This window comes from Arenivirga flava, assembly GCF_030161575.1.
Classification (GTDB): Bacteria; Actinomycetota; Actinomycetes; order Actinomycetales; family Microbacteriaceae; genus Arenivirga; species Arenivirga flava.
Genome location: NZ_BSUL01000001.1, coordinates 2,418,172 through 2,441,465, shown reverse-complemented (window position 1 = coordinate 2,441,465; position 23,294 = coordinate 2,418,172). Strand labels below are relative to the sequence as shown.

The following is a 23,294-nucleotide window of genomic DNA, read 5'->3' as shown; positions in this document are numbered from 1 at the left end:
CGACGCTGCGACGAGTGTACGCGAGCAGGGCTCGCGCACGGCCCTCGGCCGGATCAGCGCCAGGCGGCGAAGACCTGCGCGACGCCGTCCTCGAACTCGGTGCCGGTCTGCTCGCTCGCCGCGGCCACGACCTCGGCGGGGGCGTTGCCCATGGCGACCCCGCGCCCGTGCTCGGCCGCCCAGGCGAGCATCTCGATGTCGTTGCGCCCGTCGCCGATCGCCAGGCAGCGCTCGCGCGGGATGCCCAGATCGGCGCGCACCTGCTCGAGCGCGCTCGCCTTGTCGACGCCCTCGGGGGCGATGTCGAGCCAGGCGGTCCAGCCGACGTTGTAGGCCACCTGGTGCAGGCCGAGACCCTCGACGACGTGCAGGAACTCCTCCTCGTCGTGGTCGGGCGAGTACACGACCAGGCGGGTGGCCCGAACGCCGTAGAGCTCCTCGAACTCGACCTGCCGGCTGTCCTCGCCCAGGCTGCCGGCCGGGAAGTCGCCGGTGTAGAGGGCGAAGCCGCGCTCGTCCTCGATCGCGAAGTGCGCCTGCTCCAGCACGACGCGGGTGGCGTCGAGGGCGCCGGTCGGGTCGAAGGTCTCGACGCGGTGACGGGACCAGCCCATCGGCGCGTCCGCATCCCGCTTGAGGGTGATCGCGCCGTTCGCGCATACCACGTGCTGCGAGAGGAGGCCGAGCCGGTCGAGGATCGGCAGGGTCATGCCCACGCCGCGGCCGGTGGCGAGCATGACCTCGTGACCGGCGTCGCGCATCCGCCCCACCTGCTCGATGACGGCGTCGGTGATGGTGCCGTCGCTCTGCAGGATCGTGCCGTCGATGTCGAGGGCGATGAGCCAGCGCTCGGCGTCGGTCGCCGGGCTCATCGCACCGGCTCGATGACCTCGAGGCCGCCGAGGTAGGGGCGCAGCGCCTCGGGCACGCGCACCGAGCCGTCCTCCTGCTGATGGGTCTCGAGGATGGCGACGATCCAGCGGGTGGTCGCCAGCGTGCCGTTGAGCGTCGCGACGGGGCTCGTCTTGCCGGACTCCCCGCGGTGGCGGATGTCGAGGCGGCGGGCCTGGTAGGTGGTGCAGTTGCTCGTCGAGGTCAGCTCCCGGTACGCGCCCTGCGTCGGCACCCAGGCCTCGATGTCGTACTTGCGGGCGGCGCTCGATCCGAGGTCGCCGGCGGCCACGTCGATCACGCGGTAGTGCAGCTCGCAGGCCTGCAGCATCTGCTCCTGCCAGCCCACGAGGCGCAGGTGCTCGGCCTCGGCGTCCTCGGGCTTGACGTAGGTGAACATCTCCAGCTTGTTGAACTGGTGCACGCGCAGGATGCCGCGGTTGTCCTTGCCGTGGCTGCCGGCCTCGCGGCGGTAGCAGGTGCTCCAGCCGGCGTAGCGCAGCGGGCCCTGCTCGAGGTCGAGGATCTCGTCCGCGTGGAAGCCCGCGAGCGCGACCTCGCTGGTGCCGGTGAGGTAGAGGTCGTCGGCCGGCAGATGGTAGATCTCGTCGGCGTGCTTGCCGAGGAAGCCGGTGCCGGCCATGACCTCGGGGCGCACGAGCGTGGGGGTGATGAGCGGGGTGAAGCCCTCGCGCAGCGCGAGATCGAGCGCCATGTTCATGAGCGCGAGCTCGAGGCGCGCGCCGATGCCGGTGAGGAAGTAGAAGCGCGAGCCGCTGACCTTCACGCCGCGGGCCAGGTCGAAGGCCTTGATCGCCTCGGCGATCTCCACGTGGTCCTTCGGCTCGAAGTCGTACTCCCGCTTGTCGCCGACGTGGCGCAGCACCTCGAAGGACTCCTCGCCGCCGGCCGGCACCCCGTCGATGATGGGGTTGCCGATGGCGCCGACGATCTCGGCGAAGGCGGTCTCGGCCTCGCCGGCCGCGGCCTGCGCCGCCTTGACCTGCGCGGCCAGCTGCTGCGCCTGCGCGACGAGCGCCTGCTTCTCCTCCTTGGGCGCCTTGGCGACCGTCTTGCCGAAGGCGTTCTGCTCGGCGCGCAGCGTCTCGAAGGCGGTGATGGCGCTGCGGCGCTCCTGGTCGGCCGCGAGCGCCCGATCGACGAGCTCCACGGAGTCCTGGCGGGCCTCCTGCGAGCGGCGGAGGCGGTCGGGGTCGTCGCGGAGCAGCTGCGGATCGATCACCCGCCCAGCCTACCGTCGCGCATCCAGCCACCGCGGGTGCCGGGTCCACTAGGTTCGGCGTATGTCGCAGCCTGTCGCAGCCCGCAGGGCGGGCGTCGTGTTCAACCCCGTCAAGGTCGACCTCGGCAAGCTGCGCACCGCCGTCGCCGAGGCCGAGGTCGAGTACGGCTGGGGCGAGAGCCGCTGGTACGAGACCAGCGTCGAGGACGCGGGGCAGGGTCCGGCGCGGCAGGCGGTCGCCGACGGCGCCGAGCTCGTCATCGCGGCGGGCGGCGACGGCACCGTGCGCGCGGTCGCCGAGGGCGTGCGCGGGACGGATGCGGCGCTCGGCCTGGTCCCCGCGGGCACCGGCAATCTGCTCGCCCGCAACCTCGATTTCAAGCCCGGCAACCCCGAGAACGCCGTGGCGATCGCCTTCGGCGGTCGGGAGCGGACCATCGACGCCGGCATCGCCCGCATCGAGCACCCGGACGGCAGCCGCACCGAGCATCTGTACACCGTCATGGCCGGTTTCGGCCTCGACGCGAAGATGATCGCCAAGACCGACGAGCGCCTCAAGAAGCGGGTCGGCTGGCTCGCCTACATCGACGGCGGCGTGCGCGCGCTCGCCGAGCTGCATCCGGTGCGGATGCAGTACAGCGTCGACGGCCGCACGACCAGGAGCATGCGCGTGCACACGGTGCTGCTCGGCAACTGCGGGCTGCTGCCCGGCGGCATCCTGCTCATGCCCGATGCGCGACCGGACGACGGCATCCTCGACATCGTGGCCCTGCGCCCGGAGGGCCGCTCGGGTGGGTCAAGGTGTGGAACAAGCTCGTTTTCGAGAACGGCGTGCTGCGCAGGAGCGCCGCCGGTCGCCGGCTCATCGACCTGAACCAGGACGTGCGCTCGGTGACGAGCCTGCGCGGGCGCGACATCACGCTCCGCGTCGAGGAGGCCCAGGAGTTCCAGCTCGACGGCGACGGGATGGGCGTCGCCGTCGCCGTGAGGTCCTGGATCGACGAGGGCGCCCTGCGCGTGATGGTGCCGCTGGCGTCGCCGACGGCCTGAACCGCGCTGCGGCCGACGGGCCCCGTGATCCCGTCGGCCGCAGCCGGCTCAGTCCAGGGTGCGCCGGCGCCGTACGCCGACCGCGAGCACCGCGACCCCCGCGAGGAGCAGGACCCCGGCCACGGCGAGGGCGGGCAGAGCGGATGCGCCGGTGCGGGTGAGGCGCTCGGCGGGCGCACCCGCATCCGCGCGATCGATCCGCTCCGAGCCCTCCGACCGCTCCGGCTGCGCGACCGACGGCTGCCGTGCGGTGTCGGGCCGGCTCGGCCCGGCGGGCGCGCCGGGCTCCGCGGGCCCGGTCGGCGGCGCGACGACCGGGGACGGCTCCACCACGACGACCTGCTCCGGACCGGTCGCCGACGCGGACGACCCGCCGAGCACGTTCGTGACGACCACGGTGTAGCTGCGACGACCCTCCGCATCCGTCGCCGGCAGCAGCTCGGGCAGGGTGGCGCCGTCGATCGGCTGCCCGTCGAGCAGCCACTGGTAGCGCAGTACGCCGCCGTCGGGCGCGGTGGCGTCGGCGCGCAGCGCGAGCGGCGCGTCGCCGACGCGGTAGCGCGCCTCGCTCGGCTCACTCGACCCGAAGACCGGCGTCCCGGCGCCCTGCAGCACCTCGACGAAGGCGGGGCGGCTGACCGTCCTCGAGACGAGCCCGTCGACGCTGGACGAGACGACGGCATGGATGCGGTGCCGTCCCGTCGTCAGCCCGGCCGGGGTGAAGGACTCGCCGGTCGCGCCCTCGACGGCCTCGCCGTCGAGGAACCACTGCTGGCTCAGCGCGCCGCCGTCCACGGGCGCTGCCGCGCGCACCGTGTAGGTCGGGGCCGGCTCGCCCGCGACGACCCGGGTCACCGAACCGTCGAGATCGAGCTGCAGTTCCGGAGCGGCGACGCGCAGCTGGGCGCCGGCCGTCAGGAGGGTCGTGTCGCGGGCCTCGGCGCGCAGGGAGGCGCCGTCGGCCGGCACCGTCCAGTCGAAGCGGATGCCGAGACCCGGCTGCGGTTCGTCCGCGAGGGCGGCCATGCGCTCGCCGACTGCCGCCGACGGGGCGAGCTCCGCCGCATCCGTCCAGTCCTGCAGCACGCGCTGGCTGCCGTCGGCGCCGACCTCGAGCAGTCGCAGCTGACGCTCCCGGGGCACCCCGCCGTCGACGAGCACGGTGGTCGGCACGCTGGCTCCGCGCTGGAACGGACCCTCCGCCAGCACGGTCGCGGTCAGCGGCTTGTAGGGCAGCAGCTGGGTCGTCGGGTCGAGTCCGCGCTCGAGCAGCGCCGCCTCCGCCACGGCCCACGCCGGGGTGTGCGGGCCGCCGGCGACGTGGAGTCGCACCCCGCTGGCGTCGGCCGCGTAGGTGGACAGCTGCAGCGTGCGCAGCGTCGAGGGCAGCACGAGCACCTCGGGCAGCGCGCCGTAGGAGTAGCGCACCTCGCGCACGCCCTCGCCGAAGAAGGCGCTGCGCTGCCTGGTTTCGAAGAAGTCCATCGAGTCGGCGAAGGAGGCGTCCTGCCCGCCGCGCAGCACGAGCCGCTCCGGCATCCTGCCCATGAACGCGCCGCTCACCACCGAGCGCACCCGATCGCCGAGCATGACGGTGTCGAGTCCGGTGGTGTAGAAGCCGTCGACGTGCTCCAGGCTGTCGGGGAACACCACCTCGCGCAGCTTCGCGGTGTTGTTGAAGGCTCCGACACCGAGGCGCAGCAGTCCCTCCGGCAGTACGACCCGCTCCAGCGAGGCGTGGTTGCGGAAGGCCTGGGCGTCGATCTGCACCGTTCCGGGGAGCACCTCGTACTCGGCGAAGCTGTTCGTCGGCAGCGACAGCACGAGGTGCTGCCCGTCGTCGAGCGTGCCGTAGAGCACGTTGCGGTCGGCTCGGAAGACCGGGTTGCGCTCCGACACGGTGAGTGTCGAGAAGCCGTTCGAGCCCGTGAACGCGCCCATCCGCAGCTCGGTGAGCCCCGCACCGAGATGCACCTCGCGCAGGGCGGGGTTGTTGGCGAACGCGAGATCGCCCAGCGACGAGACCGAGTCCGGCAGCACGACCGAGACCAGCGGGACGTTGCCGAACGCGCGATCGCCGATGGAGGTCAGCCGCTGCAGATCGGGGCGCAGATCGAGCTCGGTGAGCGACTGCGCGAAGTCGAAGGCCGAGCCGCCGATCGCGACTGTTCCGCCGAGATCCACCCTCGCCAGCGCACCGTTGCTGCTGAACGCGCTGCGCTCGATGCGCTCGAACGCCTCCGGCAGATCGAGTCGCTCGAGGGCGGCACCGGCGAACGCGCTCGGGCCGACGACGCGCAGGGAGTCCGGCAGCTCGACGGACCGCAGCGGCGAGGCGAGCAGGGCCTCCTCGACGATCTCCCGGACGCCGTCCGGCACCCGGTAGCGGCCGTCCTCGACCGGCAGGGCCGCGGGCAGGGCCACCAGCAGCTCCCGCTGCGCGTCGAGCAGCGCACCATCGACGACCGCGTAGTGCAGCGCATCGTCGTCCACGGTGATCGATCGCAACGACGGGGTGCGGGTGAACGCGGTGACGAGATCGCCGGCCCCGACGCGGTCGCCGATGTGCGCCGTGCGGAGCGAGGCCATGCCGCCGAAGGCCTGCCGGCCCACCTCCGTCACCGAGTCGGGCACGACCAGGTCGGTGACGCGCGTGCTCTGCAGCGCGCCGGCTCCGATCCGCTCGAGACCGTCGTTCAGCTCGATCCGCGACGCGGGCACCAGGGCGAAGGCGAAGTCGCCGATGCTGCGCACGCCATCGGGGAGGTGGACCTCGGCGAGGCCCGACCCGGAGAAGGCGCTGTCGCCGATGGTCGTGAGCGCACGGGGCAGCCCGGTTCCCTCCTCGCCCGTCTCCGCGTCGATCAGGGTCAGTGCGCTGAGCGACGGCGTCGTGAGGAAGGCGTTGCGCTCGATCTCAACCACCGCATCCGAGACCCGCACCTCGCGCAGCTGCGCGGACTGCGAGAACAGGTCGGCGCTCAGCCGGGTCACCCCGGCGGGCAGCGAGACCCGCTGCACCGTGGAGACCGAGAAGGCGCCGGCACCGACCTCGGTCACCGAGCGCGGCAGCTCCACCTCGGTCATCCGCAGGGTGCGATGGATGAGGTTCGCACCCACGCGCTGCAGCCGGCTCGGATGCTCGTCGGTGTCCTCGAACGTCAGCTGCCGCAGCGCGGGCATGTCGCGGAACACGTCGTCTCCGATCCACTCGACCCCCGCCGGCACGTGCACGGTCGCCGCTCGGCGTTCACGGAAGGCGTTGTCGGCGATGCCGACCACGTCGCCCGGCACGGTCACGAACTGGCTCGTGCCGCGGTAGTCGAGCAGCACACCCTCGGCGTCGATGACGAAGTCGGCGTAGTCGGCCTGTCGCACGCGGATCGTCGCCGTGGCCTCCACCACGCGCCCGGCCGCCGTCTCCGACCGCGCGGTGACCGTGGCCTCGCCCGTGGCGGCGCCGCTGCGCAGCACGGCCTCGCGGCCGTCGCCGCGGGCCTCGACCGTGACGATCCGCTCGTCCGCGCTCGTCCAGACCACCTCGCGGCCGTCGAGAGCGGATGCGGTCATCGCGGCGACGTCCGCGGTCCCGCCGAAGGGCACGTCGATCACGTCCTCCGAGAGGACCATGCCGACCGCATCCGCCACCGCCGCGACCCGCACGAGGCTGCGAGCGGTCGCGCCGGACTCGGTGCGCGCCTCGACGACCGTCTCGCCTGCCCCCTGCGCGCTCACCCGACCGCTCGGCGACACCGTGGCCACCGTCTCGTCGGAGCTGCTCCAGACCAGGTCGGTGGCGGTGGCGTCGCTCGGCTCGAAGGATACCGTCAGCTGCCGCAGCTGACCGGGTACGAGCTCCAGCTCCGACGGAGCGACCGTGACGCTGCTCACCGGGGTGGGGCGCAGCTCCACGGTGCTGCGCGTGCTGGCGTTCAGACCGTAGTCCCAGGCGAACAGCGGCACCGCCGTGGGCACTGCGCCCTCGCCGCCCATGTCGTTCCACGACTGCTGCAGTTCGCTCATCGGCACGGCGAAGCGGTAGCTGCGCGAGCCGTCCTCCCGCAGCTCGGGCTCGCCCGCGAGCACGCGGTGGAACCAGCCGCCGAACGTCGGATCGTGGAAGTCGATGGCGGAGAGCCACGTGTCGTCGGTCGCCGTGAAGCTCACCGTCTGGACGCCGTCCACCTCGTCGACGCTCAGGTCCTCGATGCGCGGCCCGACCGTGTCGTAGCGGAAGGCGAACCGCTGCGACTGCTCGGCGCCCTCGGCGCCGGCGGTGAGCGCGGTCTGCTCGAGCACGTACTCGCCGTCTGGCACCTGCCGCCCCTGCTCGTCGAGCCCGTCGAAGTACGGGGCGCCCAGCTTCGCCTCGACGTACTGCATCGCCGAGCTGCGCTGGTCGAGCAGCGACTTGTAGGCGTCGTCGTACTGCCAGCTGCGCACGGCGGTGCCGTCCGCGGCGCGGTAGTCGTAGCGCAGGCGCTCGAGCGAGCGGAGCGTTCCGGTGACCGGCTGCATCCGGTTCGGCGCCGAGCCGAACGATGCGTCGGAGACCACGAAGCGCTCGGGATCGATCGCGGCCGGGTCGATCGCTCCTCCCAGCACGAGGGGGTCGAGCGGATTCAGGCCCAGCGGCATGCCGGTGCTGCTGCTGACGAGCGCGGTGCCGTACTGATGCGCGCCGCCCTCCCACAGCGGTCGGTCGAAGACGGGCACCGCCGACCAGTCGCCGTGGAAGCCGAGGAACGGCACCGAGAGGTCGACACCGTCCTGCGCGTCGAGCAGCACGAAGCCCTCGACGAAGGCCCCGTTGGGGGCCTGCTCGGCGACGAAGTCTCGGAAGGCGGCGCCGATCGACACCTCGACGCTCACGGTCGCCGTCGCTCCGGCGGCGACGGTCACGGACGCATCCGCTCCGGAGCCCTCGGCGTCACCGCCGAAGGCGAGGTCGATGCCACGGTCGGTCCACTCCTGCGAGCGCTGCTGCAGGAAGCCGTCCTCGATCCGCTCCGACAGCGCCGAAGCGTCGATCGCGAAGGTCTGGGCCCGTGCACCGAGGTTCTGCAGGCGCACCGAGAAGTCCCAGCCCTGCGTGCCGTCGCCGAGATCGGCCTTGGGCCGCGACGCCTCGACGGCGCCCACCACGCTCGGCAGCACCGTGCCCGTCGTCGCCGCGACGGCGTCGACGAGCCCGGCACCCTGCTTGCGGGGCGAGACGAGCACGCCGTCGCCGCCGGGGATCGGATGCGCGGTGCCCATGAGCAGCTGCGTCACCGCCGCACTGCGCTCGGCCTCGTCGAGCGATCCGAACGCCTCGTACCGTTCCAGACGCTGGCGCACGAGCGCGGAGAGGCCGGCGAGCTGCGGCGCGGCCATCGAGGTGCCGCTGAGGTCGCCGTACCCTCCGCCGATGAGGGCGGACCGGATCCCGCCGCCCGGCGCGGAGACCTCGGGCTTGAGGGTGAGGTCGGGCGCGACGCCCCAGCTCGAGAAGTCGCTCGGCGTCGCGTTCCACTCGGGGTCGACCGTCAGGCCGGGACGGATGGCGATCGGGCCGCCCGCGCGCAGCGCAGCACCGTCCTCGGGCGAGACGATCGCCGCCGGGATGGTGTCCAGCTCGATGCCGGGCGCCCGCGGCGCCGAGATCCACGCCTCGTCGTCGATGAAGAGCACCGCGGCCGGCGCGGCCGCCTCGACGTTACGCAGCTTCGCCTCGAAGCTGAGGCGCTGGCCGTCCGCCCCCTCGCCTCCGCGCTCGATGAGCACGATCGAGTCCCGCAGCCCGTCCGGGTGGCGCTCGAGCAGCGCGGTGCCGTCGGACTCGCTGCCGTACCCGGCGTCGACGGCCGGGTAGTCGCCCTCCGCGAGCGCGCCGAAGTCGGCCACCGCCTGGCCGGCGGCACCCTGTGCGGGCAGCCAGCCGATGCTCCGTCCACCGGGACCGCCGAACGCGCGCAGCGGCTCCGTCTCGTCCACGCTCGCCACGGCGAGCACGGACGGGTAGGCGGCGGGTTCGGAGACCGTCGCGTTGTCCGGATCGGAGGCGAACGGCAGATCACGCCCGCCGAGGTTGCCCTGCGAGGCGCTGCCGGCGTTGCCGGCCGCCGCGTTGACCGTGATGCCGCGCGCGGCGAGCTGCGCGTAGACCTCGCTGTAGACCGTTCCCGCCGGGTCGGCCAGGCCCGCGTCGACGCCGAGCGACAGGTTGACGGCGTCGGGTCCGATCGCGGCCGCGTCGTCGAGCGCTGCGAGCAGGGCCGAGTCGGGGATGCCCCCGGTCACGTCGCTGGCGACCTTCATGATGAGCAGCTGGGCGGCCGGAGCGGTGCCGCGGATCTCGCCGGCGTTCGCCCCGACGATGCCCGCGACGTGCGTGCCATGATCCGAGCCCGCGGAGCCGCGCGGCACGACATCGGTGTCGCCGTCGGCGTAGTCGTGCACGAAGGGCAGCTTCGCGCCGACGAAGGCGCCGCGACCGAGCCGTTCGACGAGGGACTCCGCCGCGTCGGCCGTGAGCCCCAGCGTCGCCTCGTCGAGCGGCCCGGAGAAGGCCTCGTGCTCGACATCGAGGCCCGAGTCGATGACCGCGACGACCTGCCCCTCGCCCCGCAGCTCGACCTCGTCCGCGCGCATCATGGCCAGCGCCGCGGCGTTGCTGAGAGCCGCATCGCTGCTCTGCGCGACCGGCACCTCGAGCACGCGCTCGACGAAGGCGGTGCGCACGCCCTCCAGCTCGTCGATGTCGGGCAGCAGCGCCGCGGGCACGGTGACCGCGAAGCCGTCGAGCGCCTCGGTGAAGTCGGCCACCTCGGCGAACTCGGGCTCGTAGACGGGAGCGCCCTCCTGCGACGCAGCGTTCTCGTAGGGCAGCTCGTCGGGCAGCGCCTCGACGAGGGCCGCGATGCGCTCGCGCACGTGATCGTGGCGCGCCTCGTCACTCGCGCCGAAGAGGGTGCGCCACCACGGCAGCCCGACGCCCTCGTCCAGCTGCACGATCACCGTCACGTTGCCCGCGGCCACCTCGGCCGTCGGCTGCTCGAGGTCGGTGCGGGACGGCTCGATGCCGGGCAGCCCGCCGCCGGGCAGCCCGCCGCCGGGCAGCCCGCCGCCGGCCGGCTCGAGCAGCTGCTCGGGGGTGAAGGGCTCCTCCACCGGCTCTGATCCCGAGCCGCGCGCGGGCGGGTTGGCCGGGTCGGCCGGGTCGGCCGGCGCGGCGGGCGGCTCGGCCGGCTCGGCCGGCTCGGTGGACGCGACAGCCGCGGTGGGCGGCGCCGTCGGCGCGGCGGCGGCGGGCGATGAGGCCGCGACCAGGCCGAGGGAGAGGGTGACGATGGCGGCGAAGCGGATGGCGCGGGCAGGGCGGTGCATGAGGTCCTTCAGGAGCGGGGAGGGATGCGCTCACCCGCCGACCGGGCGGGAGTCGCCGCCATCAATCCTGTGAGGTAAGGCGAACCTTATTAAGGCAGACCTCATCCGCTGAGCGCAAGCTCACGGCGCGTCAGACTCCCACCGATCCACCGCCGCGAGCAGCTCGTGCTTGCGGGGCTCGCTCGCCCAGCTCGCCTCGATGCCGTTGCGGGCCAACTGGGCGAGCTGCGCATCCGTCAGCCCCAGCGCGTCGCGGACAGCCGCGTAGTTGTCGCCCACGTAGCCGCCGAAGTAGGCCGGATCGTCGCTGTTCACCGTGACGAGCACCCCCGCGTCGAGCAGGCGGAGCAGCGGATGCGCGGCCAGGTCGTCGATGACCCGCAGCCGCAGGTTCGACAACGGGCAGACGGTGAGCGGGATGCGCTCGGCCGCGAGCCGCTCGATCAGCGCCGCATCCCGGGCCGCCTGCACCCCGTGGTCGATGCGCTCGACCCCGAGCACCTCCAGCGCCTCGACGATGTAGGCGGGCGGCGCCTCCTCCCCGCGTGCGCGACGAGCCGCAGGCCGAGGTCGGACGCGCGAGCGTAGACCTCCTCGAAGAGCGCCGGCGGGTAGCCGACCTCGGCGGAGTCGAGCCCCACGCCGTCGATCGAGGCCAGCCGCGTCGAGGCCGCGAGCTCGAGCACCTCGAGGGCCTCGGCGACGGGCCGGTCGCGCAGGAAGCAGAGGATGAGGGCGCTCGTGACGTTCCAGCGCTCCTGCCCGATCGCGAGGCCGGCCACGATGCCGTCGACCACCTGCTCGAACGGCACGCCGCGGGTCGTGTGCGCCTGCGGATCGAAGAACACCTCCACGTGCGCGAGCCCCTGCGCCGAGGCCCGCTCGAGGTAGGCGAGCGTCAGCTCGGTGAAGTCGCGCTCGGTGCGCAGCACCGCCATCGTCGCGTAGTAGAGGTCGAGGAACGACTGCAGATCGTCGAAGTCGTAGGCGGCGCGCAGCGCCTCGACGCTCGGGAAGGGCAGGGCGACACCGTTGCGCTCGGCGAGGGCGAAGGCCAGCTCCGGCTCGAGCGTGCCCTCGATGTGCAGGTGCAGCTCGGCCTTGGGCAGGGTGTCGATCGACGTCATGCCCCGATGATGCCACCGGGCGACCGGCGGCGGCGGGGCGCGCGGCGGCTCGGGGTGGCGGCGGGTCGGGATGACAGCAGGTCGGGATGACAGCAGGTCGGGGTGGCGGCGGCTCGGCCTGCGCAGATGCTCGGCGCGGGCAGATGCTCGGCGCGGGCAGAGGCTCGGCGCGGGCAGAGGCTCGGCGCAGGCGGCGGGTCTGGGTGGCGGCAGCTCGGTCTGCTCGGACCGGACGACACAACCCCCGCCCGGTACCAAATGAAGGAAGTAGCACTGGCCGCGACTTGCGCGACCCGCATCTGCGGAGCAAAGCCGCCTTCGCTCCCGCAGCAGCGGGAACCGACGCCGAGCACCCAGGCGTCTTCCTTCATTTGGCACCGGGATGAAGACCGCGGGCGCTCGCCCGGTGTGCAGATCTCGACAACCCCGCACCTGCATCCGTCCCGCCCAGCGACCGCCCCGCACCCGCACGCGCACCCGCCCTGCGCTCACACCCGCCCTCGCCCTGCACCAAACGACGGAGCTCACCGGTGCGATCTCACGACTGACACGCGGATGCGTGCTTTTCGCGGGTGCCGACACGCATATGCGGAAAACGTGCGGACGTGCGCTGTCGATCTCCGTCATTTGGTCAAGAGCAGCTGGGGCGAGGGGCAAAAGAAGAGAGGGAGGAGAGGACGCGAGACGCGACGGGCAAGAGGCGAATGGCGGACGCAAGGAGCGGCGGGCGAGAGGCGAAGGTCGGACGCGAGACGCGAGACGCGAGACGCGAGACGCGAGACGCGAGACGCGAGACGCGAGACGCGAGACGCGAGACGCGAGACGCGAAGGGCGGAGGGGGAAGCGCGCGCGGAGAGGCGGGGGAAGCGCGCGCGGAGCGCGGAGCGCGGAGAGCGGAGAGCGCGGAGCGCGCGGAGCGCGCGGAGCGCGGAGAGCGCGGGGGCGCGCGGAGGGGGAAGCGCACGCAGAGCGCGCGCGGAGCGCGGAGCGCGAGGAGCGCGCCGGCCGGAGGTGCGACCTCGCGCCGGGTCCTAGTCCGCGGTCGCGCCGCTCACGAGGTCGCGCAGCCAGTCGCGCGCCTCGACGAAGTTGTCGTCGCCGTACTGCGGGTCGATGCCGACCGGCGCACCGTCGGCGCGGGCGTACGAGCCGAGGAACAGCACCTTGGGCGAGAAGCGCCGCAGGCCCAGCAGGGCGTCGGCGACCCGCTCCTCGAGCACGTGGCCGTCGAGGTCGATGACGAAGCGGTACCTGCCGAGGGCGTCGCCGATCGGGCGCGACTGGATCAGGCTCATGTTGACGCCGCGGGTGCTGAACTGCTCGAGCATCTCGAGCAGGGTGCCGGGGCGGTCGCTGGGCAGCTCGACGATGATGCTCGTCTTGTCGGCGCCGGTCGGCGCGGGCAGCGCGGTCGAGCGGCTGACCAGCACGAAGCGGGTGACGGCGTTCGGGTTGTCGCCGATGTCCTCGGCGAGCACCTCGAGGTCGTAGTGGTCGACGATGCCGGGCGGGGCGATCGCCGCATCCGCGTGCTCGTTCAGGAGCAGGCTCGCGGCGGCGGCGACGTTCGAGGTCGCCGGGATGTGCCCGTGGCTCGGCAGCGCGGAGTCCATCCAACGGCGGGATTGACCGTAGGCGACCGGATGCGCGTTGACGACCCGCACATCCGCCAGCCTCGTCCCCCGTCTGGCGACGAGCACGAAGCGCACCGGCACCAGGTACTCGCCGACGATGCGCAGACCGGGCAGGGTCGCGAGCGCGTCCTGCGTTGCGGTGACGCCGCCGTCGACCGAGTTCTCGATGGCGATCATCGCGGCGGCGCTGCGGCCCTCGAGCACGTCGGCGAGCGCCTCGCCGACGTTGTTGACGCTGCGCCAGGGCTTGCCCGCGGCCCCCTCGACCTGCTTGAGCGCGGCCTCGGTGAACGTGCCGGCCGGGCCGAGGTAGCTGTAGCTCTCGGGGGCGGGGTGCTCGGCGCTCATGGGTCGAGCGTAGCGAGCCTCAGGCTGCGGGGATCGACCAGAAGTAGCCGGCGCCGCCGGGCCAGTCGACGGTGATCGTCTCGTCGAAGTCGCGGAAGTCGGTGTCCTTGTTGTGGCCCACCATCAGGATGCTGATCGAGCCGTCGGCCTCGTGCACGACGTCGCTGACGATCTGCACGTGGTTGTTGGTGCCGTTGCGCTCCCAGTCGAACATGACGATGTCGCCGACCTTCACCTGATCGCGCTGCTCGCTCGAGAGCTTCGTCAGCCCGTACTGCTCGGCGTTGGCCTCGAGCCAGGCGTCCATCGCGGGCACGTAGCCCCAGCTGCCGGTGCGGTTCGCGGACTGGTCGTAGCTGAACCAGTCGTCGGTCATCTCCCATCCGCGCTGGATGAGGGTCTGGCTGACGAAGTTGGCGCAGTCGCCGCCGACCGGGTTGAGGGTGCCCCACTCGTCGAGGTTGTAGTCCTCGCGCTGCCAGTGCTTCAGGGCGTAGGAGAGCTGGCGGTCGATGCCGGTGCGCACCTCGTACTGCACGACGGGCGCGACCTCGGCGGCGACCTGCTCGTCGCCGACCCAGGCGACGACCTCGCCGGAGTCCGCCTGGTACTCGGCGGTGCGCGGGGCGACCGCGGTGACCTCGGTGCCGCTCACGACGGTGACGTCGGCGGCCTCGCGGCCTCCGACCGTGACCCGGTCGACGCCGTCGAGCGCGGTGCCGGTGAGGGTCAGCACGTCGCCGCCGCTCACGGAGGCCGCGGCGGGGCTGACGGCGGCGAGCTCCGGGCTCGCGGAGACTCCGCTGCCGACGCCGGGCACGAGGCTGCGACCGTCCGCCGCGGGGGCCGGGGCGCTGCAGCCGGCGAGCAGGGCGGTCGCCGCAGCCGCGGCGATCACGGCGACGAGGGCGCGGCGGCGCGGGCGCGCGGGGGCCGGGCGGAGGGAGGGGGTCACCGATCCAGGGTACGCGAGGCGCGCTCCGAACGGGCCGAGGATCGCGGCGGGCCTCGAGCCGGGCCTCGAGCGCGGCGCGGCGCGGCGCGACGAAGCAAAGCGGGGCGCGGCACGGCGGTGCAAGGCGCGGCACGGCGCGGCGAAGCGGGGCACGCGGAACGCGGCGATGCGGGGCACGGCACGGCGCGGCGAAGCACGCCACGGCGCACCGACCACCGGCCCACGTTTGCGCATCCGCTGCGCTCGGTGTAATTTTGCAGTCTGCGCAACTTTCGCGCATCCGCTTCCTTCCCTCCAGAGGTCTCCCACCCATGTCAGCCGCCACACCCACCACCGCGCACGACAGCGGCACCCCCTCATGACCCACCGGCAGATCATGCTCGTGATCGTCGGGCTCATGGCGGGCATGTTCCTGTCGTCCCTCAACCAGACCGTCGTCGGCACCGCGATGAAGACCATCGCCGACGACCTGCAGGGCCTCAGCCTGCAGGCCTGGGTCACCACCGCGTTCCTCATCGTCGCGACCGTGAGCACCCCGATCTACGGCAAGCTCAGCGACCTCTTCGGCCGCCGGCCGTTGTTCATCATCGCGATCGTGCTGTTCCTGATCGGCTCCGTGCTGAGCGGATTCGCGCAGGACATGTACCAGCTCGCCGGCTTCCGCGCCGTGCAGGGCCTCGGCGCCGGCGGCCTCATGGCGCTGCCGCTGACGATCATGGGCGACATCCTCGCGCCCCGCGAACGCGCCAAGTACCAGGGCTACTTCCTCGCCGTCTTCGGCGTCTCCAGCGTGATCGGACCGCTCGTCGGCGGGCTGCTGTCGGGCGTCGACGAGATCCTCTTCATCGACGGCTGGCGCTGGGTGTTCCTCATCAACCTGCCCATCGGTCTCGCCGCCCTCGCCGTCGTGATGCGGTTCCTGCACCTGCCGCACCAGCACCGCACGGTGCGCATCGACTGGTGGGGCGCCGCCTTCGTGATGCTCACGGTCGTGCCGCTCATCCTGGTCGCGGAGCAGGGTCGCGAGTGGGGCTGGGCCTCGCCGGTCGCCATCCTCTGCTACGCGCTGACGGTCGCCGGCCTCGTCGCCTTCATCGTCACCGAGAAGCGGATGGGATCGGATGCGCTGATCCCGCTCTCCGTCTTCCGCTCGCCCACCTTCAGCATGGCGACCGTGCTCGGCGTGCTCGTCGGCTTCGGCATGTTCAGCGTGATGATGATGATCCCGCTCTACCTGCAGCTCGTCGACGGCGCGACGCCCACCGAGGCCGGCTGGATGATGCTGCCGATGATCGGCGGGCTCATGCTGGCGTCGATCGTCAGCGGCCAGATCATCGCCCGCACCGGGCGCTACAAGGTCTTCCCGATCCTCGGCACGGCGCTGCTCGCCGGCGCCTACTTCTTCCTCACCTTCTCGACGTACGACAAGCCGGTCTGGTTCACCATGATCGGCATGGCGCTCGCCGGCCTCGGCCTCGGTCAGCTCATGCAGACGCTGACCATCGCGAGCCAGAACTCGGTGCACGTGCGCGACATGGGCGTGGCGACCTCGGCGGCCACGTTCTTCCGCCAGATCGGCGGCACGCTCGGCACGGCCGTCGTGTTCTCGGTGCTGTTCGGGCGCCTGCCCGAGACGCTCGCGGCGGCCTTCGGCTCGGCGACGCACGCGGACTCGCTCGCCGCCGCGCTGCAGGACCCGGAGGTGCTGGCCGACCCCGCGAACGCCGCGATCCTGCAGCTGCTGCAGGGCGGCGCCTCCTCGGCCGGGGGCGCGCTGAACGGCGACACCTCGTTCCTCATCGGCGCCGACCCGCGCCTGACGGCGCCGTTCCTCGACGGCTTCGCGCAGGCGACCACGGCGGTCTACTGGATCGGCCTCGCGGTGATCCTCGTCGCCTTCGTGCTGAGCTTCTTCCTCAAGGCCACCCCGCTGCGCGAGAAGTCGGCGCTGCAGGAGGCCGCGGACGAGCGGGCCGCCGCCGCGGGCGCCGCGGGCTCGATGCCCGTCGCGGGCACGCCGTCCTCGCCCACCGACGCCGAAGCGGATGCACGCCTCGAGGCCGCCGCCGCGAGCGTCGGCACGGGTGCCATCCCGTCCGCGGCCCCGACCGAGCACGACCGCCACTGAGCGCCCGGGCCCAGGCTCGACGGAGGCCGCGCCCCGCTCCGGGGCGCGGCCTCGCTGCGGGGCGGAATCGCGGAGCGCGCGGGTGGCACGAGCGGCGCGCCCGAAGGTGGCTTGGGGCGCCTCAGCGACATCGGGGCGCGCGTGCGCATGCCCCATCGTCGTCGAAGCGCCCCGACGCGGAGGGTTGACGGCCCGAGCCCGTGGAGGCGCGGGACGCGGCCAGTCGTCGGAACCCGCCGTTGACAGTTGCTCGGGATGCGGGGTAGCTTCCCCTCATCCCCGTGAGAGCGCTCCCACGCAACGTCGCAGCCGCGCGTGAGAGCGCTCCCACGCCACACAGCACAAAGGAGTGAACGTGTCACATCAGCGCGCCCGCACGCGGGCCATCGGGCTCGGGGCCGGCTTCCTCGCCCTCGCCACCGGCGTCGCCGGGTGCTCCGCCGCAGGCGACGCGGAGGGCGACGGCGGCGACCTGACCCTCACCGTCACCACCTTCGGCACCTTCGGCTACGAGGACCTCTACGACGAGTACGAGGAGCTCAACCCGGGCATCACCATCGAGGCCTCGAACATCGACACCGGCGGCAACGCCCGCACGGACGTCTTCACCAAGCTCGCCGCCGGCGGCGGCCTCTCCGACGTCGTCGCCATCGAGGAGGGCTGGCTCGGCGCCATCATGGAGGTCTCCGACCAGTTCGTCGACCTGCGCGACCACGGCATCGAGGACCGCGCCGCCGACTGGGTGGACTGGAAGTACGCGCAGGCGACCGACCCCGACGGCCGCGTGATCGGCTACGGCACCGACATCGGCCCCGAGGGGCTCTGCTACAACCGCGACCTCTTCGAGGCGGCCGGACTGCCGGGCGACCGCGAGGCCGTGGCCGAGCTGCTCGGCGGCGACGACGCCACCTGGGAGGGCTACTTCGACCTGGGCCGCCAGTACCAGGAGGCCACCGGCAAGGCCTGGTTCGACCAGTCGGGCTTCGTCTGGAACGCCATGGTCAACCAGCTGCCCGAGGGCTACTACTCGACCGACGGCGAGCTCATCGTCGACGACAACCCCGAGCTGCGCGAGCGCTTCGACCTGCTGGCGACGGCCGCCGCCGACGGACTCTCCGCCGCCGAGACCGAATGGGACTGGAACGGCGGCAAGTCGTTCACCGACGGCACCTTCGCCACCCTCGTCTGCCCCGGCTGGATGCTCGGCAACGTGACCGAGCGCCTCGAGGCCGGCGGCGGCGGGGCGGAGAGCGGATGGGACTTCGCCGACGTCTTCCCCGGCGGGGCAGCCAACTGGGGCGGCGCCTTCCTCACCGTGCCCACCACCTCCGAGCACCAGGAGGAGGCCGCGAAGCTCGCCTCCTGGCTGACCGAGCCCGAGCAGCAGGTGAAGCAGTCGACCGCGGCCGGCAACTTCCCGAGCACCCTCGCCGCGCAGGAGCAGCTGGCCGCCGATGCGACGCCGAACCCGATCTTCAACGACGCCCCGACCGGGGCGATCCTGGCCGAGCGCGCCGAGGGCGTGCAGGCGCAGTTCAAGGGTCCGGACGACTCGCTGATCCAGGAGAGCGTCTTCGGCCCGCCGCTCGACGCGATCGACCGCGGCGACGCGGACGCCGACGACGGCTGGTCGCAGGCGCAGCAGCTCCTCGGGGAGCTCGTCGACTGATCCCGAGGCGGGGTCCCGGCTCAGGCCGGGGCCCCGCCCGGGACGTCGGGTCCGCACCATGACCTCCACGCTCATCCGCCCCGCATCCGCTCCCCCGCAGCCCGCACCGCGCGCACGGCTCACGCGCCGCCAGCGCCTCAGCCGCTTCGACGTCAAGGCCTCGCCGTACCTCTACATCGCGCCGTTCTTCGTGCTCTTCGGGCTCACCGGCCTGTTCCCGCTCGTCTACACGCTCGTCGTCTCGCTGCACGACTGGCAGCTGCTGCAGGGGCAGGGCGACTTCGTCGGCCTCGCGAACTTCGCCGCCGTGCTGCAGGACCGCTTCTTCTGGAACTCGATCGGCAACACGCTGAGCATCTTCGTGCTCTCCACGGTGCCGCAGCTGCTGGTGGCGCTCGTGATCGCCGCGGTCCTCGACCAGAACCTGCGCGCCAAGACCTTCTGGCGCATGAGCGTGCTGCTGCCGTACATCGTGAGCCCGGTCGCGGTGGCGCTCATCTTCTCGAGCGTCTTCAACGAGCAGAGCGGGCTCGTCAACAACCTGCTCGGCGTCGTCGGCATCGAGCCGATCGACTGGAAGCAGGACACGCTGGCGAGCCACGTCGCCATCGCCACGATGGTGAACTGGCGCTGGACCGGCTACAACGCGCTCATCCTGCTGGCGGCCATGCAGTCGGTGCCGCGCGACCTGCACGAGGCCGCGGCCATCGACGGGGCCGGCGCGGTGCGGCGGTTCCTCTCGGTGACGCTGCCGGGCATCCGTCCCACCTTCGTGTTCGTGCTCATCACCGCCACCATCGGCGGCCTGCAGATCTTCGCCGAGCCGCGGCTCTTCGACGTGACCACGGCCGGCGGCGTCGGCGGCAGCGACCGGCAGTTCCAGACCTCGGTGCTCTACCTGTGGGAAATGGCGTTCTTCCGCCAGAACTTCGGCGAGGCGGCGGCGATCGCCTGGCTGCTCTTCCTGCTGATCGTGGGCATCGGCCTGATCAACTTCCTGCTCTCCCGCCGGATCGCGTCGGCCGAGAGCGCCGTGCGTCGCCGTCGCGACCGATCGAAGGGGGCTCGTCGATGAGCGCCGCGACCCTGCCCGTTCCCACCGCATCCGCTGCTCCGGAGGCACCGCGGCGTCGCCGACGCGGGCTCGGCAACCGACCCGGCTTCCTCGTCTACGGGCTGCTGACCGCCTTCGTGCTCGGCTCGTCGTATCCGCTCTGGTGGTCGTTCGTCGTCGCGAGCGGCTCGAACGCGACGCGCGCGGAGACGCTGCCGCTGATCCCCGGCGAGAACTTCGTGCGCAACGCGCTCACCGTGCTCGACGCGGTGCCGTTCTGGCTGGCGGTCGGCAACAGCCTCATCGTCGCCAGCGTGATCACCCTCTCGGTCGTCACCTTCGGCACCCTAGCCGGCTACGCGTTCGCCAAGCTGCGCTTCAAGGGACGCGACGGGCTCATGGTGTCCGTGATCGCGACCATGGCGATCCCTACGCAGCTGGGCATCATCCCGCTCTTCATCAGCATGCGCCAGCTCGGCTGGACCGGCGAGCTCGGCGCCATCATCGTGCCGATGCTCGTCACCGCCTTCGGGGTGTTCTTCATGCGGCAGTACCTCGTCGACGTGATCCCCGACGAGCTGATCGAGGCGGCGCGGATGGACGGGGCCAACCAGATCCGCACCTTCCTGCACGTCGCGGTGCCGGCGGCGCGCCCCGCCATGGCGATCCTCGGCCTGTTCACCTTCATGCTCGCGTGGACGGACTACCTCTGGCCGCTCATCGTGGCACCGCAGAACCCGACGCTGCAGGTGGCGCTCAGCCAGCTGCAGTCCGGCTACTACGTCGACTACTCCGTCGTGCTGGCGGGCGCGGTGCTCGCCTCCCTGCCGCTGCTCGTGCTCTTCGTCGTCGCCGGCAGGCAGCTCATCGGCGGCATCATGCAGGGCGCCGTCAAGGGCTGACAGGGGTGCGCATCCGCTCGTGGACCGGGCGGATGCGGCCCCCGGCGCCGGACGGCTCCTAGAATGACGCCGGACCGTCGGAGGGAGCGCTCGGATGAGCAGGATCGAACGCATCGGCGGCGCGCCCACGCTGGAGCAGGTCGCCGCCGCGGCCGGGCTCTCGCGGGCGACCGTCTCGCGGGTGATCAACGGATCGCCGCGGGTGACCGCCGAGGCCGTGGCCGCCGTGAACGCCGCCGTGGACGAGCTCGGCTACGTGCCCAACCGCGCCGCGAGGGTGCTCGCGAGCCGGCGCACCCAGTCGATCGCGCTCGTGATCCCCGAGAACACGGCGCGGTTCTTCTCGGACCCCTACTTCGCCTCGGCCGTGCAGGGTGCGGCGATGGGCACCGCGCGCACCGACTACACGCTCACGATGCTGATCACCTCGGAGAGCGACCCCGACAAGACGCGGCGCTACCTGCGCGGCGGCAACGTGGACGGGGCGCTCGTGATCTCGCACCACAGCGACGACCGGTCGTACGTGGAGCTCGGCGACGAGCTGCCGGTGGTCTTCGGCGGCCGGCCGGTCGGCGAGGGCGCCGAACGCGCCTACTACGTGGACGTCGACAACGAGGAGGTCGCCGGCATGGCCGTGCGCCATCTCGCGTCGCGGGGGCGCCGGCGGATCGCGTCCATCGCCGGCCCGCAGACCATGGCGGCCGGCCTCGACCGGCACCGCGGCTGGCGCCTCGCCGTGCAGGAGGCGGGGCTCGAGCACGGGCCCGAGGCCGTCGGCGACTTCACGCCTGAGGGCGGGGCCGAGGCGATGCGGGCGCTGCTCGCGAGCGGCGAGCCCTTCGACGGGCTCTTCGCGGCGAGCGCGCAGATGGCGCACGGCGCGCTCGGCGTGCTGCGCGACCGGGGCGTCGACGTGCCCGGCACCATCGGCGCGGTCACGGTCGACGACGACTACTTCGCGCGCAACGCGGCGCCGCCGCTCACGACGGTGCGCCAGCCCACGGTCGCGCTCGGGGGACGGATGGTCGACGTGCTCGTCGCGCGCATCGAGGGCTCCGAGGTGCCGCGCGTCACGATCATGCCTATCGAGCTCGTGGAGCGCGGGTCGGGGTAGGGGCGCGGAGCGGCGCGCGGGTCGCGGGTCCGTGATCGGCAACGTCGGCGTTCGTACTCGCGCTCGGCTTGCGCTCGGCTCGCGTGCGGCTCGACTTGCGCTCGGCTCGACTCGGCTCGACTCGGCTCGGCTCGGCTCGGCTCGGCTCGGCTTGCGCTCGGCTCGCGCTCGCACTCGGCGGCATCGGAGCGTCCAGACGACTGCGGAGTACTGGAACGACGACACCTTCGTCGTTCCGATACTCCATCGTGGGGGGCGCCCGGTGACCGCCGCATGCAGGCCCTCCGGCCCTCGTACCCTCGTACCCTCGCGCCCTCGCGCCCTCGTGGCCTCGTGGCCTCGGCGGTCGAGTGCTGCGAGTCGCGTCGGGGCGCGTTCACGACGTCGGGGCGTGCGGCCGCATGCCCCTTTGTCGCCGAAGCGCCCCAAGTCCGGAACCGGATGCCCGAGCGTCGCTGCCCGCCGGCCCCACTGTCGATCGGCGTCGGAGCGGGTGATCGGCGTCCGAGCGGGCGATCGGCATCCAAGTGATTGATCGGCGTCGGAGCGGGCGATCGGCGTCCGAGTGGTTGATCGGCGTCCGAGCGGTTGATCGGCGTCGGAGCGGGCGATCGGCGTCCGAGTGGTTGATCGGTGTCGGAGCGGGCGATCGGCGTCCGAGTGGTTGATCGGTGTCGGAGTACCGGAGCGACAAAGGTGCTGTCGTACGACAGCACCTTTGTCGCTCCGGTACTCCCTCAGTGCGGGAACGCGTTCCAGTGGTCGGCCCCGGCCCAGCGCTCCCGGGCCGCGGCGGGGCCCGATGGGACACAGGGGACCTCCGGAGATGGCCGGGTGAGCGCCTCGGAGGTCATGAGAATCCGGTGGAGCGGAGAGGTCGCGATGCTGAACGGCGGCCGCCGGGCGCGGTGGGTCGATTCAGCGGGTGCCGCCGGGCGCGGAAGGTCGATTCAGCGGAAGTCGACGGTCTCCGGCAGCCGCTGCCGCATCACCGCGATCGCCTCGGGATTGCGGTCAACGAGCACGAAGCGGCGCCCGAGCTTGGCGGCCACGGCGCCGGTCGTGCCGCTGCCGCCGAAGAAGTCGAGCACCCAGTCGCCCTCGCGCGAGGAGGCCTGCACGATGCGCCGCAGCACGCCCTCGGGCTTCTGCGTCGGGTATCCGGTCTTCTCCTTGCCGGTGGGCGAGACGATCGTGTGCCACCACACGTCCGTGGGCAGCTTGCCGCGGGCCGCCTGCTCGGGGGTGACGAGACCGGGCGCCATGTACGGTTCGCGGTCGACCGCATCCGAGTCGAACCAGTACGCGTCGGGGTTCTTCACGTAGACCAGCACCGTGTCGTGCTTCGTCGGCCAGCGCCGCTTCGACTTGGCGCCGTAGTCGTAGGCCCAGACGAGCTCGTTGAGGAAGCACTCCCGACCGAAGAGCGCGTCGAGCAGCACCTTCGCGTAGTGGGCCTCGCGGTAGTCGAGGTGCAGGTAGAGGGTGCCGTCGTCGGCCAGCAGCCGCCAGGCCTCGGCGAGGCGCGGCTCGAGGAAGGTCCAGTAGTCCTCGAAGTCGTCGTCGTAGGCCATGAGGTCGCCCTTGATGCGCTCGTAGGCCTGGCCCTTGAAGCCGCGCACGGTGCCGGACGCGCTGCGCACGCTCGTCGTGCGGGTGCGCCGCTGGCTGCGCCCCGTGTTGAACGGCGGGTCGAGGTAGACGAGCGTGAAGGCGCCGTCGGGCAGCCGCGGCAGCACGTCGAGGTTGTCGCCGGCGATCACGAGATCGGGCCCGTCGGGCGTCCAGAGCGGATGCACGGCGCCGGCCCC

Annotated in this window: 13 protein-coding genes and 1 pseudogene; 7 read left to right on the top strand and 7 right to left on the bottom strand. The window is 72.6% G+C overall.

Annotation, left to right across the window (positions count from 1 at the left end; all coding sequences use genetic code 11):
• Nucleotides 1-53: 53 nt before the first annotated feature.
• Both QQK26_RS11760 and serS read right to left on the bottom strand, forming a co-directional pair.
• On the bottom strand, nucleotides 54-872 hold the full coding sequence (locus QQK26_RS11760; RefSeq protein ID WP_284232968.1) for an HAD hydrolase family protein: 819 nt from the start codon (nucleotides 870-872) through the stop codon (nucleotides 54-56).
• Entirely contained in the window at nucleotides 869-2,134 is a 1,266-nt protein-coding gene (serS, locus tag QQK26_RS11755) for a serine--tRNA ligase (RefSeq protein ID WP_284232966.1), read from the bottom strand. The genes QQK26_RS11760 and serS overlap by 4 nt, the downstream gene beginning before the upstream one ends.
• A 61-nt stretch (nucleotides 2,135-2,195) precedes the next feature.
• Here serS and QQK26_RS11750 point away from each other — a divergent pair, with 61 nt between their 5' ends.
• Both QQK26_RS11750 and QQK26_RS11745 read left to right on the top strand, forming a co-directional pair.
• Nucleotides 2,196-3,008 carry a diacylglycerol/lipid kinase family protein gene (locus QQK26_RS11750; RefSeq protein ID WP_284232964.1) on the top strand — a complete coding sequence of 271 codons (813 nt, stop codon included), beginning with the start codon at nucleotides 2,196-2,198 and terminating at the stop codon, nucleotides 3,006-3,008.
• Nucleotides 2,966-3,184 (top strand): diacylglycerol kinase family protein, encoded by a 219-nt coding sequence (locus QQK26_RS11745; RefSeq protein WP_284232962.1) that lies wholly within the window; start codon nucleotides 2,966-2,968, stop codon nucleotides 3,182-3,184. Before QQK26_RS11750 ends, QQK26_RS11745 begins: the two co-directional genes overlap by 43 nt.
• Nucleotides 3,185-3,232: 48 nt before the next feature.
• On the opposite strand, the gene QQK26_RS11740 is transcribed toward QQK26_RS11745, so the two are convergent.
• From QQK26_RS11740 to QQK26_RS11725, 4 genes and pseudogenes are all read right to left on the bottom strand, one after another.
• Entirely contained in the window at nucleotides 3,233-10,552 is a 7,320-nt protein-coding gene (locus tag QQK26_RS11740) for a leucine-rich repeat protein (protein ID WP_284232960.1), read from the bottom strand.
• 120 nt (nucleotides 10,553-10,672) lie between these two features.
• A pseudogene (locus tag QQK26_RS11735) lies at nucleotides 10,673-11,679 on the bottom strand (adenosine deaminase).
• Between the two features lie 1,031 nt (nucleotides 11,680-12,710).
• Nucleotides 12,711-13,661, bottom strand: coding sequence for a prephenate dehydratase (gene pheA / locus QQK26_RS11730; RefSeq protein WP_284232958.1), 951 nt, complete (start codon nucleotides 13,659-13,661; stop codon nucleotides 12,711-12,713).
• Between the two features lie 19 nt (nucleotides 13,662-13,680).
• A complete protein-coding gene (locus QQK26_RS11725; RefSeq protein WP_284232955.1) occupies nucleotides 13,681-14,616 on the bottom strand; it encodes an amidase domain-containing protein in 936 nt (311 codons plus the stop codon).
• A gap of 358 nt (nucleotides 14,617-14,974) precedes the next feature.
• Between QQK26_RS11725 and QQK26_RS11720 the strand changes: the two genes are divergently transcribed.
• From QQK26_RS11720 to QQK26_RS11700, 5 genes are all read left to right on the top strand, one after another.
• Entirely contained in the window at nucleotides 14,975-16,744 is a 1,770-nt protein-coding gene (locus QQK26_RS11720) for an MDR family MFS transporter (RefSeq protein WP_284232953.1), read from the top strand.
• 355 nt (nucleotides 16,745-17,099) lie between these two features.
• Complete coding sequence (locus tag QQK26_RS11715) at nucleotides 17,100-18,413, top strand: ABC transporter substrate-binding protein (protein ID WP_431308003.1); 1,314 nt, start codon at nucleotides 17,100-17,102, stop codon at nucleotides 18,411-18,413.
• A 58-nt stretch (nucleotides 18,414-18,471) separates the two neighbouring features.
• The gene (locus tag QQK26_RS11710) at nucleotides 18,472-19,488 is read left to right on the top strand and encodes a carbohydrate ABC transporter permease (protein WP_284232950.1); all 1,017 of its coding nucleotides are present in this window, start codon (nucleotides 18,472-18,474) and stop codon (nucleotides 19,486-19,488) included.
• A complete protein-coding gene (locus tag QQK26_RS11705) occupies nucleotides 19,485-20,369 on the top strand; it encodes a carbohydrate ABC transporter permease (RefSeq protein ID WP_284232944.1) in 885 nt (294 codons plus the stop codon). The genes QQK26_RS11710 and QQK26_RS11705 overlap by 4 nt, the downstream gene beginning before the upstream one ends.
• A 94-nt stretch (nucleotides 20,370-20,463) precedes the next feature.
• Nucleotides 20,464-21,483: a LacI family DNA-binding transcriptional regulator gene (locus QQK26_RS11700; protein WP_284232942.1), complete on the top strand. Its 1,020-nt coding sequence runs from the start codon at nucleotides 20,464-20,466 to the stop codon at nucleotides 21,481-21,483.
• Between the two features lie 950 nt (nucleotides 21,484-22,433).
• Here the strand turns inward: QQK26_RS11700 and QQK26_RS11695 are convergent.
• A complete protein-coding gene (locus tag QQK26_RS11695) occupies nucleotides 22,434-23,282 on the bottom strand; it encodes a DNA-methyltransferase (protein WP_284234582.1) in 849 nt (282 codons plus the stop codon).
• Between the last annotated feature and the right edge of the window lie 12 nt (nucleotides 23,283-23,294).